Annotated in this window: 13 protein-coding genes and 3 tRNA genes; 9 read left to right on the top strand and 7 right to left on the bottom strand. The window is 71.2% G+C overall.

Annotated features, from left to right (window positions below; translation table 11 throughout):
• Positions 1–45 precede the first annotated feature (45 nt).
• Entirely contained in the window at positions 46–1,272 is a 1,227-nt protein-coding gene (locus ACFV5H_RS09230) for an RNA polymerase sigma factor (protein ID WP_385048915.1), read from the top strand.
• 174 nt (positions 1,273–1,446) lie between these two features.
• On the opposite strand, the gene ACFV5H_RS09225 is transcribed toward ACFV5H_RS09230, so the two are convergent.
• From ACFV5H_RS09225 to ACFV5H_RS09210, 4 genes are all read right to left on the bottom strand, one after another.
• Positions 1,447–3,375, bottom strand: a complete 1,929-nt coding sequence (locus ACFV5H_RS09225; protein WP_385054680.1) for an ABC transporter ATP-binding protein — start codon at positions 3,373–3,375, stop codon at positions 1,447–1,449.
• Positions 3,375–5,108: an ABC transporter ATP-binding protein gene (locus tag ACFV5H_RS09220; RefSeq protein WP_385193737.1), complete on the bottom strand. Its 1,734-nt coding sequence runs from the start codon at positions 5,106–5,108 to the stop codon at positions 3,375–3,377. The genes ACFV5H_RS09225 and ACFV5H_RS09220 overlap by 1 nt, the downstream gene beginning before the upstream one ends.
• A gap of 104 nt (positions 5,109–5,212) precedes the next feature.
• A complete protein-coding gene (locus tag ACFV5H_RS09215) occupies positions 5,213–6,667 on the bottom strand; it encodes an FGGY family carbohydrate kinase (protein WP_385054675.1) in 1,455 nt (484 codons plus the stop codon).
• Positions 6,668–6,818: 151 nt separating this feature from the next.
• On the bottom strand, positions 6,819–7,124 hold the full coding sequence (locus ACFV5H_RS09210) for a YtxH domain-containing protein (protein ID WP_385054672.1): 306 nt from the start codon (positions 7,122–7,124) through the stop codon (positions 6,819–6,821).
• Between the two features lie 147 nt (positions 7,125–7,271).
• Between ACFV5H_RS09210 and ACFV5H_RS09205 the strand changes: the two genes are divergently transcribed.
• The 6 genes from ACFV5H_RS09205 (at position 7,272) to ACFV5H_RS09180 (ending at position 9,223) form a co-directional block, all read left to right on the top strand.
• Positions 7,272–7,344: transfer RNA gene (locus ACFV5H_RS09205), tRNA-Asn, on the top strand.
• A 5-nt stretch (positions 7,345–7,349) separates the two neighbouring features.
• Positions 7,350–7,422 (top strand) — tRNA-Asn (locus ACFV5H_RS09200).
• Positions 7,423–7,599: 177 nt separating this feature from the next.
• A tRNA-Ile gene (locus tag ACFV5H_RS09195) sits at positions 7,600–7,673 on the top strand.
• 113 nt (positions 7,674–7,786) lie between these two features.
• The gene (locus ACFV5H_RS09190) at positions 7,787–8,308 is read left to right on the top strand and encodes a hypothetical protein (RefSeq protein ID WP_385054669.1); all 522 of its coding nucleotides are present in this window, start codon (positions 7,787–7,789) and stop codon (positions 8,306–8,308) included.
• A 277-nt stretch (positions 8,309–8,585) separates the two neighbouring features.
• Positions 8,586–8,819 carry a type II toxin-antitoxin system VapB family antitoxin gene (locus tag ACFV5H_RS09185; RefSeq protein ID WP_030859680.1) on the top strand — a complete coding sequence of 78 codons (234 nt, stop codon included), beginning with the start codon at positions 8,586–8,588 and terminating at the stop codon, positions 8,817–8,819.
• Positions 8,816–9,223: a PIN domain nuclease gene (locus ACFV5H_RS09180; protein WP_385193735.1), complete on the top strand. Its 408-nt coding sequence runs from the start codon at positions 8,816–8,818 to the stop codon at positions 9,221–9,223. The genes ACFV5H_RS09185 and ACFV5H_RS09180 overlap by 4 nt, the downstream gene beginning before the upstream one ends.
• An 18-nt stretch (positions 9,224–9,241) precedes the next feature.
• Here the strand turns inward: ACFV5H_RS09180 and ACFV5H_RS09175 are convergent, their stop codons facing one another.
• Together ACFV5H_RS09175 and ACFV5H_RS09170 are read right to left on the bottom strand one after the other, a co-directional pair.
• Positions 9,242–9,406: a hypothetical protein gene (locus ACFV5H_RS09175; RefSeq protein WP_385193733.1), complete on the bottom strand. Its 165-nt coding sequence runs from the start codon at positions 9,404–9,406 to the stop codon at positions 9,242–9,244.
• 65 nt (positions 9,407–9,471) lie between these two features.
• Positions 9,472–10,149 (bottom strand): ANTAR domain-containing response regulator, encoded by a 678-nt coding sequence (locus ACFV5H_RS09170; protein WP_385193730.1) that lies wholly within the window; start codon positions 10,147–10,149, stop codon positions 9,472–9,474.
• 221 nt (positions 10,150–10,370) lie between these two features.
• On the opposite strand from ACFV5H_RS09170, the gene ACFV5H_RS09165 reads away from it, so the two are divergent.
• Together ACFV5H_RS09165 and ACFV5H_RS09160 are read left to right on the top strand one after the other, a co-directional pair.
• On the top strand, positions 10,371–10,706 hold the full coding sequence (locus ACFV5H_RS09165; protein WP_385054683.1) for an STAS domain-containing protein: 336 nt from the start codon (positions 10,371–10,373) through the stop codon (positions 10,704–10,706).
• Positions 10,703–11,656, top strand: coding sequence for an anti-sigma factor RsbA family regulatory protein (locus ACFV5H_RS09160; protein ID WP_385193727.1), 954 nt, complete (start codon positions 10,703–10,705; stop codon positions 11,654–11,656). The genes ACFV5H_RS09165 and ACFV5H_RS09160 overlap by 4 nt, the downstream gene beginning before the upstream one ends.
• Positions 11,657–11,846: 190 nt before the next feature.
• On the opposite strand, the gene ACFV5H_RS09155 is transcribed toward ACFV5H_RS09160, so the two are convergent.
• A complete protein-coding gene (locus tag ACFV5H_RS09155; protein ID WP_385054653.1) occupies positions 11,847–12,884 on the bottom strand; it encodes a rod shape-determining protein in 1,038 nt (345 codons plus the stop codon).
• Positions 12,885–12,950 lie beyond the last annotated feature (66 nt).

Here is a 12,950-nt window from a genome sequence, read left to right as displayed (position 1 = left end):
CACGCCCCTCGTGGGGACGATGTGTCGTACCCCACACTGGTCCCGGTGCCTGAGTCCTCGGAGCGCGGCCGATCCGTCACCGACGGGTCCCGGACATCCGCGGTTGTGCTCATCGCGTACGGGACGGACAGCGGCGAGGCCGCCGACTCCGTTCCCGAAGTACCGCTGCCCCACCCCCTGGCAGCGATCATCCTGGAGGTCGCCCCCGTGCAGACCCAGACCCAGATCCTCACCCAGCCCGACGCCGGCGTCCTCGTCGCCGTGCCCGCGCAGAGCCGCGTCGCGCACCATCCCGGGACACCGCCCGAGCCGGCCCCGTCCGTCGAGGAGCCGGTCGCGCCCGTCCGTGCCGAGACCGGGGGCCCCTCCTCGGACCTTTTCCGGCAGTATCTGCGCGAGATCGGGCGCATCCCGTTGCTGACCGCCGCCGAGGAGGTCGAACTCGCCCGCCGTGTCGAGGCGGGGCTGTTCGCCGAGGAGAAACTGCGGCTGGCCCCCGATCTGGACAGCCGGCTCGCCGTCGACCTGGACCGGCTCGTCGTCATGGGACGGATGGCCAAGCGGCGGCTGATCGAGGCGAACCTGCGGCTCGTCGTGTCCGTCGCCAAGCGGTACGTGGGCCGGGGGCTGACCATGCTCGACCTGGTCCAGGAGGGGAACCTCGGGCTGATCCGGGCGGTGGAGAAGTTCGACTACGCGCGGGGGTACAAGTTCTCCACGTACGCCACGTGGTGGATCCGCCAGGCCATGTCGCGTGCGCTGGCCGACCAGGCCCGGACCATTCGCGTGCCCGTGCACGTGGTGGAGCTCATCAACCGGGTGGTGCGGGTGCAGCGGCGGATGCTGCAGGAGCGTGGGTACGAGCCGACGCCGGGCGAGGTCGCGGCACACCTCGATCTGCCTCCCGAGCGGGTCGGGGAGGTGCTGCGGCTGGCGCAGGAGCCGGTCTCCCTGCATGCCCCGGTGGGCGAGGAGGAGGACGTGGCGCTCGGTGACCTCATCGAGGACGGCGACGCCGCGAGCCCGGTCGAGTCGGCCGCGTTCCTGCTGCTCAGGGAGCACCTGGAGGCGGTCCTCTCCACCCTCGGCGAACGCGAGCGCAAGGTCGTCCAGCTCCGCTACGGCCTTGTCGACGGGCGTCCGCGCACCCTGGAGGAGATAGGCCGCCTCTTCGGCGTGACCCGTGAGCGGATACGGCAGATCGAGTCCAAGACGCTGAACAAGCTCCGCGATCACGCCTTCGCGGATCAGTTGCGGGGATATCTGGACTGAGTTTTTCGCCCCCGCCGCCCCTTCCCGTTCCCGTCCTCCGGGGGCGCTGCCCCCGAACCCCCGCTCCTCAAACGCCGGAGAGGCTGAAATCCAGCCTCTCCGGCGTTTGAGGAGCGGGGTCCGGGGCGGAGCCCCAGGTTCGGGACGGGAAGGGGCGGCGGGGGCGAGGAAAACTCAGTCGACCTCCGCCACCGCCTCCGCGAACTGCGCCTTGTAGAGGCGGGCGTACGCCCCGTCCGCCGCCAGGAGCTTCTCGTGCGCGCCCTGTTCGACGATCGAGCCGTTCTCCATCACCAGGATCGTGTCCGCGTCCCGGATCGTGGACAACCGGTGCGCGATCACGAACGACGTACGCCCGTGCGCCAGTTGCGCCATCGCCTTCTGGATCAGCACCTCCGTACGGGTGTCCACGGAACTCGTCGCCTCGTCCAGGACGAGGATCACCGGGTCCGACAGGAACGCCCGGGCGATCGTGATGAGCTGCTTCTCACCCGCGCTCACCCCGCTGCCCTCGTCGTCGATCACCGTGTCGTACCCGTCGGGCAGCGTCCGGACGAACCGGTCGGCGTGCGCGGCCCGTGCCGCCTCCTCGATCTCCTCCCGGGTGACCTCGCGCGCGGAACCGTACGCGATGTTCTCCGCGATGGTGCCGCCGAACAGCCAGGTGTCCTGCAGCACCATGCCGATCCCGGACCGCAGTTCGTCCCGGGACATCCGGGCGATGTCCACCCCGTCGAGCGTGATCCGCCCGCCGGACACCTCGTAGAACCGCATCAGCAGGTTCACGAGGGTCGTCTTGCCGGCGCCCGTCGGGCCGACGATGGCCACCGTGTGGCCCGGCTCGACCTTCAGGGACAGGTCCTCGATCAGCGGTTTCTCGGGGTCGTACCGGAACGACACGTTCTCCAGCGCCACCCGCCCGCGCGGCTCGGCCGGCTTCTCGGCCGGTGAGGCGTCGGCATCCTGCTCCTCGGCGTCGAGCAGTTCGAAGACCCGCTCCGCCGAGGCGACACCCGACTGCACCAGGTTCGCCATCGAGGCGACCTGTGTCAGCGGCATCGAGAACTGCCGCGAGTACTGGATGAACGCCTGCACGTCACCGATGGACAGCGTGCCCGACGCGACCCGCAGCCCGCCGACGACCGCCACCAGAACGTAGTTGATGTTCGAGACGAAGAACATCAGCGGCTGCATGATGCCGCTGTTGAACTGCGCCTTGAACCCGGCCTCGTACAGCGCGTCGTTCTCCTCGGCGAACTTCTCCGCCGACTCCTGCTGACGCCCGAACACCTTCACCAGGGTGTGCCCGGTGTACATCTCCTCGATGTGCGCGTTGAGGGTGCCGGTCGACCGCCACTGCGCCACGAAGTGCGGCTGCGACCGCTTGCCGACGCGCGTGGCGACGACGAACGACAGCGGCACCGTCACCAGCGCGACCAGCGCCAGGATCCAGGAGACGTAGAACATCATCGCGAGCACGCCGATGATGGTGAGCAGCGAGTTGATCAGCTGGCCCATCGACTGCTGGAGCGTCTGCCCGATGTTGTCGATGTCGTTGGTGGCGCGGCTGAGCACCTCACCGCGCTGCCGCTTGTCGAAGTACGACAGCGGCAGCCGCGACAGCTTCGTCTGCACGTCCTCACGCATGCGGAACATGGTGTGGTTGACGGCCCGGTTCACCAGCCGGGTGGCCACGGCCATCAGCAGGCCGGCGGCCCCGAACACCGCCAGCGCGAACAGCAGGACGTTGCCCACCGCCGTGAAGTCGATGCCCTCGCCGGGGGTGAAGTCGGTGCTGCGGAGCATGTCGGCGACGTTGCCCTCGCCCCGCTCCCGCATCGAGTCGAGCACCTGTTCCTTGGTGGCGCCCTCCGGCATGTCGCGTCCGACGATGCCCGCGAAGACCAGGTCGGTCGCCTTGCCGAGGATCTTCGGCCCGATCACGCTGAGCCCGACGCTCAGTACGACACAGGCCAGCAGCCCGTAGATCGTCACGCGTTCCGGCCGGAACCGCGCGATCAGCCGTTTGCTCGACCCCTTGAAGTCGATCGTCCGCTGGTCGGGGCCGCCCCCGGCCATCATCCGTCCTCCGGGCCCCGCCATCAGGCAGCCTCCGCTTCCGTCAGCTGGGAGAGCACGATCTCCCGGTAGGTCTCGTTGTCCGCCATCAGTTCGTGGTGCCGGCCGGTGCCGACGACCCGGCCCTCGTCCAGGACCACGATCCGGTCGGCGTCCCGGATGGTCGCCACCCGCTGGGCGACGATCACCACGGTCGCCTCGGCCGTCTCCCGTCCGAGAGCCGCCCGCAGGGCCGCGTCGGTGGCGTAGTCGAGCGCGGAGAAGGAGTCGTCGAAGAGGTAGATCTCCGGGCGCTGCACCAGCGTCCGGGCGATCGCGAGGCGCTGGCGCTGACCACCGGAGACGTTCGTCCCGCCCTGGGCGATCGGCGCGTCGAGGCCGCCCTCCAGCCGCTCCACGAAGTCCTTGCCCTGCGCCACCTCCAGCGCGTGCCACAGCTCCTCGTCGGTGGCGTCCGGATTTCCGTAGCGCAGGTTCGTCGCCACCGTGCCCGCGAAGAGGTACGGCTTCTGCGGCACGAGTCCGACCGTCCTCGCCAGCAGCGCCGGCTCGACGTCCGCCACGGGCACGCCGTCCACCAGTACTTCCCCGTCGGTCGCGTCGAACAGCCGGGGGACCAGACCGAGGAGGGTGGACTTGCCGCTGCCGGTGGAACCGATCACGGCCGTGACCTCACCGGGCCGCGCCACCAGGTCGACCGCCCTCAGCACCGGCTCCTCGGCACCCGGGTAGCGGAAGCCCGCGCCCCGGATCTCCAGATGCCCGTGCCGGCGCAGCTCGGTGACGGGAGCGACGGGCGGCACCACGCTGGAGGAGGTGTCCAGCACCTCCTGGATGCGCTCGGCGCACACCTCGGCGCGCGGCACCATCATGAACATGAAGGTGGCCATCATCACGGACATGACGATCTGCATCAGATAGGCGAGGAACGCGGTCAGGTCGCCGATCTGCATCCCGCCGCTGTCGATGCGGTGCGCGCCGAACCACACCACCGCGATCGACGACAGGTTCACCACCGTCATGACCACCGGGAACATCAGCGCCAGCAGATTGCCCGTGCGCAGCGACATGTCGGTCAGATCGGTGTTGGACTTCCGGAACCGCCCCTGCTCGTACTCGTCCCGCACGAAGGCGCGGATCACCCGGTTGCCGGTGATCTGCTCGCGCAGCACCCGGTTCACCGTGTCGAGCCGCTCCTGCATGGTCCGGAACAGCGGACGCAGCCGCCGTACGATCAGCGTCACGCAGACGCCCAGCACCGGTACCACCGCGACCAGCACCCCGGACAGCGGGACGTCCAGGCCGAGCGCCATCACGATGCCGCCCACACACATGATGGGCGCCGACACCATCAGGGTGAACGTCATCAGGGCCAGCATCTGTACCTGCTGGACGTCGTTCGTCGTACGGGTGATCAGCGAGGGCGCGCCGAAGTGACCCAGCTCACGCGCGGAGAACGACTGCACCCGGTCGAACACGGCGGCGCGTACGTCCCGTCCCAGTGCCGACGCGGTCCGGGCGCCGTAGTACACGGCACCGATGTTGCACACGACCTGAACCAGCGAGATGCCGGTCATCAGGGCGCCGTAGCTCAGGATGTAACCGGTGTCGCCCTCGACGACGCCCCGGTCGATGATGTCCGCGTTGAGCGTGGGCAGGTAGAGCGAGGCGCAGGTCTGCAGGAACTGCAGCAGCACCAGCAGGGTGATGGGTCTCTTGTAGGGCTGGAGATGGGTCCGCAGGAGTCGTATGAGCACGCTGAATCTCTCGGAGTGGTCGGCGGGGGCGTCGGTTGCCCGTGGCCCCTATCGTCGAACACTCCACCCGCGTTACCTCAACCGAATTAATCCACCGGCCCGTGCTACGCGCGGAACGCCCCCGGATGCGTCTGCTCGCGCACCGACACGTACTGCTGGCGCACCGCCTGTCCCACCGCCAGGTCCTCCCCGGGATCCAGCACCTGCGCCACCGCGCCCTGCCACACGGGCGGGGTGCGCGGATCGAGGGTGCCCTGCGACACGCCGAGCGCCCACGCCGCCTGCCGGGCCGCGCCGATCGCCGCGTAGTCCGCGGGCTGCGGCACGACCACCTGCGCCCCGAACAGCGCGGGCGCCGCCGACTGCACGGCCGGCAACTCCGCGGCCTGGCCCAGCAGGAAGACCCGCCGCACCTCCACGCCCCGGCCGCGCAGCACGTCCAGCGCGTCCGCGAGCCCGCACAGCATCCCCTCGAACGCGGCCCGCGCCAGATGCTCCGGCTTCATCGACTCGCGCCGCAGCCCCGCCAGTGTCCCGGCGGTGTGCGGCAGGTTCGGGGTGCGCTCGCCCTCCAGGTACGGCAGCAGCACCAGCCCGTGCGACCCCGGTGTCGACTTCATCGCCAGGTCGGACAGGCTCTCCAGGTCGGGCAGCCCCAGCAGTTCGGCGGCGCCGCGCAGGGCGCGCACGGCGTTCAGGGTGGTGACGACGGGCAGGTGCATGCCGGTCGCGTCCGCCAAAGAGGTGATCATCCCGTGCTGGTCGACGAGCGCCTCGGGGTGCACGGCCATCACGGACCCGGACGCGCCCAGCGACACCACCGCGTCGCCCAGCCCGATGCCGAGCCCGAACGCCGCCGCCATCGTCTCGCCCGTACCGGCGGAGATCAGCAGCCCCTCCGGTGTCGTACCGGCCGCCTCCGCCGGACCGATCACCTCGGGCAGCATCGCCTGGTGCCCGAGCGCCAGCTCCACCAGATCGGGCCGGTAACCGCCGGTGGCCGCCGCCCAGTACCCGGTGCCGGAAGCCCCGCCCCGGTCGGTGGTGCGCCGCACCGGACGGCCGAGGAGCTGCCACACCAGCCAGTCGTGCGCCTGCAGCAGTACGGCGGTGCGCGCGGCGTTCTCCGGTTCGCTGCGGGCCATCCAGCGCAGCTTGGTCACCGGCTGGGCGGCCCCCGGCACACAGCCCACGGCCTGCGCCCACGCCTCACGCCCGCCGAACGCGTCGATGAGATCCGCCGCCGCGACCTGCGCCCGCTTGTCGCCGCCGGTCATCGCCGGCCGCACGGTGTTGCCCTGCGCGTCCAGCGGCACCAGCGCGTTCTGCTGCGCGGAGACGCCGATGGCCTGCACGCCCTCCAGCAGGCCGCCGCCCGCGGCCTCGCCGAGGGACAGCAGCCAGGCCTGCGGGTCGACGTCGGAGGGACGGCCGCCGCCGTCGGTGCTCTGTACCGGATGCTGGGCGTATCCCTGCTTGAGCACGGCTCCGGTGTCCGTGTCACAGACGACGATGCGAGTGAAGTCTGGCGCGCTGTCCAGTCCGGCGACTATCCCCATACGGCGATTTTGCCGTACCGCCGCACCCGCGTGGGCGGCGGGCGCCGTCGGGGTTCCTGTCGTGTCGCGGGCGCGGGTCGTCCGTGGCCGCTCGCGCCCACGCGGCGGAGCCGCATGCCGACACGGCCCCGCGCCCCCGAGGGAGGTGGCCCTACGTGTTGCTCGTGCCCCAGTCGTCCTCCGCCGGGCCGTGGGCCGTGCGTTCGCGGAGGGTGCGGACCCGCTGGGCGACCGAGTCGGGCATGCGGTCGCCGACCTTGTCGCTGACCGCGTGGTACGCCTTGTCCGCGAAGTCGCGGCCCTGCTGCGCCGCGCTCTCGGCGGTGTTGCGCACGGCGGGGTTCCGCGTGAACTGCTGCGCGGACCTCTTCATCTGCTCGTAGCGCTCGCGTCCGGCTTTCGTGCCCAGCACGTAACCCAGGACGACTCCGGCGACGAACGTGAGCCGGTAACGCATGGCGGCCACCCTTCCCGTTGTTCCGGCGACAGCGCCGGGGAGTACCGATTGGCGGAGCACCCCCCTGCTTGCGCTAATGTATGTGTCGCAGCGAGCGAGCGCCCCCTGGCGAATACCCAGGCGGGTACGTTCGATGCAACGAGTCATTCCTCCGTAGCTCAATTGGCAGAGCAGCCGGCTGTTAACCGGCAGGTTACTGGTTCGAGTCCAGTCGGGGGAGCTCGGTCCTCCGTAGCTCAATTGGCAGAGCAGCCGGCTGTTAACCGGCAGGTTACTGGTTCGAGTCCAGTCGGGGGAGCATGTTGAACGAGGACCCCGTAGGGGTCCTTTTTCATGTTCGGGGGAACCGTGCGAGGCTCGGCGAAGTCTCCATGGTCACGAAGACCGCACGCAGCCGACCGTCCGGAGCAGGAGATCGTATGAGCGGCTATGCTGCGGCAGACGGCGCGCACACATGTACGCGACACGCCGTTATGGGGCGGTAGCTCAGCCGGTTAGAGCAGCGGACTCATAATCCGTCGGCCGTGGGTTCGAGTCCCACCCGCCCCACTCACCGCACCACGGGAAACGCTCGCTCCGTCACCAAGGGGCGAGTGACATCCCCTCAGGGTCCTGTCGAAGGGGCGCCGGGGCCTGTCGGTCCGGTCCGGTACCTTCCCGTCATGACTGAAGACGAGGACTACCTCGACAAGAGCCCGTCAGCCGCTCAGATGGGCAAGGCTGCCGAGTACCTGGTCGCGGCCTCCTGCATCCTCGCCACCCAGGGCGAGTTGAACGTCTCGACGTCCCAGGCCGACGATGCGGGGGTGGACCTGGTCTTCCACCGGCGGGGGAACCCGGTGACCCTGGCCGTGCAGGTGAAGTCGCGCATGTCCACGACGTCGGTCGTCCGGAAGGGCCAGTACCTGGCCGATGTGCGGTCGCAGACGTTCCGGCCTCGCGATGACCTGGACATGCTCTTTGTGGCGGTGGACGTCGAGCGCACGGCGGTCATGACTGCCTGGCTGGTACCGAGCGGCGTGTTCGGCGAGATGGTGAGCGAGCCCAACGGCAAGGGGAAGTACCGGTTCGCCGCCTCCCTGAAACCGGACTCCGGGGACCGCTGGACGCCGTACCGGCTGACGGCCGCGGAGCTGCCGCAGCGGATACTGGCCCGGCTCTCCGAGCTGGAGAAGGCCGAGTAGTACTTTCCCTCGGGGTTCCCCTCCCGCCGCGCCACGCCGAATCGGTCCCTCCTCGCCCGGCTTGATCTTTTCTGACCGAGGGAAGCCGGGCTCTACCCGCCGGTTTCGGATCAAGGGGAGCGTGGCGGGTGGTTCCGGCGTCTGCCGGCAGCCCACCCCGGTCCCTTCGGCCGTCGCGACGGGAGGGACGGAACGTGTGCCCGGCAGTCCGTTCCCCGCTCGCTGCGTGTTGGTGATGTATCTTGTTGACATACATGACATATGGAGGTGGTGGCGGATGTCTGTTACACAGATCGACCTGGATGACGACGCACTCGCCGAGGCGATGCGTCTCATGGGATCCACCACGAAGAAGGACACGGTCAACGAAGCCCTCCGGGACTACGTGGCACGTGTCAAACGGCTTGAGGCGGCCGAGCGGCTGGCCGCTCGCGGTGAGCGCGGCGAATTCGAGGCCGCGGCGGCTGCGCATGACGCGGTCAAGCGTGCGCGGCGGGCTGCCTTCGAGTGATCACGTACCTGCTCGACGCCTCGGCCCTGTGGCATCTGTTCCGTACTCCGGGGGCGATCCCGCCCTGGGAAGGACATATCGCCGCCGGAGTTTTCCATATCTGTGAACCTACGAGGGCTGAGTTCCTCTACTCGGCCACCAGCCCGGCGCACCGCGACGAACTCGCCGAAGAACTGGACGCGCTGTGCCGGCTCTCGCCGGTGCCGAAGAACGCGTGGCGCTGGGTGGACACAGCCCAGTACAAGCTCACCCAGCGTGGGCAGCATCGCTCCGCAGGGGCCATCGATCTCCTGGTGTGCGCCACCGCGGTCCACCACGGCCATACCGTGCTCCATGTGGACAACGACTTCGGCACTGTCGCGGCCGTCCTGAAGGACGTGGAACAGCGGGACGTACGGGCCTGAGGCGGCGGGGCGCCGGGCTCACCCGTCCTCGGCGTCGCCGTCGGACGCGGCGGGGGCGTCCGACGGGTCGCGCTCGCCCTCCGCCTGGGACGGGGTGGAGTGCGGGACCTCGGGGGTGGTCCACTCGTCGTCGTCCCGGTCGCCCTCGGCCTGGGACGGAGTGTGCTCGCTCAGCTCGCTCATGGTGCTGCCTCCCGATCGCGGGGCCGGTGGTCGGTCCGTCGCCGGGTACCCCGCGCGGGCCGGTGTCACCGCGCCGAGCGGCGGGCCAGGGCCCTGGACAGGGCGGCGCGGACCTCCTCGGGCGGGGGAGCGCCCTCCGCCTCCGCGGAGGCGGTGAGCGCCTCGGCGACCGCGCGGAGCTTGGTGTTGGACAGCTGGGACGCCTCCCGCAGAATGTGCCACGCCTCGTCCGAGGTGCAGCCGTACGTCGCCATCAGGATGCCGCGGGCCTGGTCGATCACCGGGCGGGAGGCGATCGCCTGCCGCAACTGCTCGACCTCCTCCTGGAGCAGGTGCAGTCGCTCCTCCCGCTCCAGCGCCACCGCCGAGACGGCCCGCGGCGCGTCCTCCGGCGCCGGGGAGCGCAGCGGGTCCGTGGTGTCGAGGCCGGCCAGTTCCAGGATGCGGCGCGGCTGACCGTTCCAGCGGGTGGCCGTGACCGGCACCGACCACCGCCGGCCGTGGTCGCGCAGCACCTCCAGGAACTCCAGACCCGCCGTGTCCATGAAGTACACGCCGCTCATGTCCACGTCGACCCGCGCCGTGCCGGCCGGCAGCCGCGCCAGCTTCTCGGCCAGGTCCTGGGCACATCCGCGGACCAGCTCACCGCGCGGGGTGAGCAGCGCCCGGTCCGCGTCCATGCGACCGCCGATGACCAAGGTGTTCAGCCTTCCCGGGAGAGGGAGTGATGCCGCGGAGGTCATGTCACCGCCTTGTCGGTGCTCGTGAGTGGTCGGGGCGTTTCGGATGGGTTCGGCCGCCGTCGGCACCGGAGCGGTAGGCTGCGCACGGTCCCGGCTGCGCTGCGGGTGCGCCTGCCCAGCCTGAGGCGTACTACACGCGGTGCCGGGGAATGGCCGGGAACCGGCGGGGTACCTGCAGGTCCGAGAGCGTGGGGAGACGGGTGTTGGGCGATCACCACCGGATGCGGTGCGGGCCCGGGACCGCGGCGTCGCGTCTGACGGTGCGCCCGCTGGAGGGCGGCCGCGGTGTCCGCGCGGCCGGGGAGATCGGCCTGGCCACACATACGATCTGGGAGCGCGTGCTGGAGCAGGCGGTGCGCGAGGGTGAGGCCGTGTACTACCTGGAGCTGTCCGAGGTGACGTTCGTCGACGTCGCGGGCGCCGGAGCGCTCGCGGCGGCCGCCGAGCGCCTCGGGGACGGCCGCCGGTTCGTGGTGCACCGCCCGCCGCCCGCCCTGAGCCGGGTGCTGGACATGTTCTGGCCCGGCCTGTCGACGATCGAGGTGTCGATGTCATGAGTGCCGCGGCCGAACCCCTGGAAGCCCCCGCCGGTCCCTTCGTCCACCCCGCCCTCTTCTACCGGGACGACCAGGAGTACCTGGAGGGCACCGTTCCCTTCGTGCGCGAGGGGCTCGCGGCCGGCGAGCCCGTGGCGGTCGCCGTGCCCGGCGACCGGCTGCGGATGGTCCGGGACGCGCTCGGCGACGACGCGGACGGCGTCCGCCTCCTCGACATGCGCGAGGCCGGACGCAACCCCGGCCGGATCATCCCCGGCGTGCTGCGCGCCTTCGCCGACAGCCAGTCGGCCGGGAAGCGGGTGCGGATCATCGGCGAGCCCATCTGGGCCGGCCGCTCCGCGACCGAGTACCCCGCCTGCGTCCAGCACGAGGCACTGATCAACGCCGCCTTCCAGGGCCGTACGGCGACGATCCTGTGCCCCTACGACGCCGTGCGCCTGCCCGCGCACGTCCTCGCCGACGCCCACGCCACCCACCCCACCGTCATCCCCGTCGGCGCCCGCCCGGTGCGGGACAGCGAGGCGTACGCCCCCGACGCGGTCGTCGCCCGCTACAACGAGCCGCTGCCGCTCGTGACGGACGCGATGACCTTCCCGTTCGTCGCCGATTCGCTGCCCTTGGCCCGGCACGCCGCGTCCGACGAGGGACGGCGGCTCGGCCTCGCCGGAGTCACCTTGGACGACCTGGCCCTCGCCACGGCCGAGCTGACCACGAACAGCGTGGTGCACGGCGGCGGTTCGGGGGTGCTGCGGGTCTGGGCCGAGGACGGCCACGTGCTGTGCGAGGTGCGCGACGGGGGCCGGATGACCGACCCCCTCGCCGGGCGCCGTCCCCCCTCCCGCGACCAGCGCGGCGGACGCGGCCTGCTGATGGTCAACCTGATCGCCGACCTGGTACGCGTGCACACCGGGGACGAGGGCACGACGATCAGATGCTGGTTCCCCCGCTGACGGCCCGCCCGGCCGCCCGCGCCCGCGGGTGCGCACGGGGTGAGGGCCTGCCGCTCGCCTGCTGACGGCCCGCCTCGGTCGCCCGCGCCCGCGGGCGTGCACGGGGTGAGGGCCTGCCGGCTTGCCCGGCCGCCCGCGGGTGCGCGCCGGGACGAGGGGGTGCCGGTCCGCCCGCCGGAGCCCGCCCGGTTCAGGCGCGCAGCGGGTCCAGCACGATCGGCGCGATCCTGCCCTCCAGCATCTCGCCCAGCCCCTGTACGGCGCAGAGCTCCGGCCGTTCGGCGATGTGCACCGGCATGCCCGTCGCCTGGCGCAGCATCTGGTCGAAGCCCGGCAGCAGGGCGCTCCCGCCGACCATCATGATCCCCCGGTCGACCAGGTCGGCGACCAGATCCGGCGGGCACTCCCGCAGCACCTTGCCGATGCCGTCGAGGACGGCGGTGAGCGGCGTCTGGATGGCCCGCCGCACGGCGGCCGTGTCGACCCGCACGGAACGGGCCAGACCGGTGGCCACGTCCCGCCCGTGGATCTCCGTCGACTCCGGGCCCTGCGGGGTGAGCCCGTTGCCGTGCAGGGCGAGCTGCAGGGGCCGTACGGACTGGCTCGGCAGCATCAGCTCGTGCTGGTGGCGCAGATGCTGCACGATCGCGTTGTCCACGGCCTCCCCGCCGACGGGGACGCGCTCCGCCGTCACGATCGCCCCGAGGGAGAGCACGGCCACCTGCGTGGCCGCCGCCCCGCACACCATGATCATGGTGGCCTCGGGCCGCTCCACCGGCAGACCGCAGCCGACGGCGGCGGCGATGAGCGTGTCGACCAGCTCCACCCGGCGGGCGCCGAGACCGACCAGCGTCTCGATCGCGGCGCGCTGGGCGAGCGGATCGGCGTCGTGCGGGACACAGGCCGCGGCCCGCAGCCGGGGCCTGCGGCGCAGCGTGCGGCGCATCCTGTCCCCGATGAGCTGCCGCAGCATGCGCTGCGCCATCTCGATGTCGACGACCGTGCCGCCGGAGACGGGACGTACGACGCGGATGTAGTCCGGTGTACGGCCCGTCATCTTCTCCGCGAACTCACCGACCGCCATCAGCGCTCCGGTACGGGTGTTCACGGCGGCGGTGGACGGCTGGTCGACGACGAGTCCGGCGCCCTTGACATACACCCGGGTGCGGGCCGCCCCCAGGTCGACGGCGAAGTGACAGCGGCGCAGCTGCTCCAGACTGGCGGTCACGGCGGATCCTCCCGAGTGCGCACCCAGCGGCCCGCCGGGCGGCGGACCTCTCAGGCATCGTGCGCG

Origin of the sequence: Streptomyces sp. NPDC059787 (genome assembly GCF_042732315.1) — a bacterium.
GTDB classification, from domain to species: Bacteria; Actinomycetota; Actinomycetes; order Streptomycetales; family Streptomycetaceae; genus Streptomyces; species Streptomyces atrovirens.
This window is presented reverse-complemented; position numbering and strand designations above follow the sequence as displayed.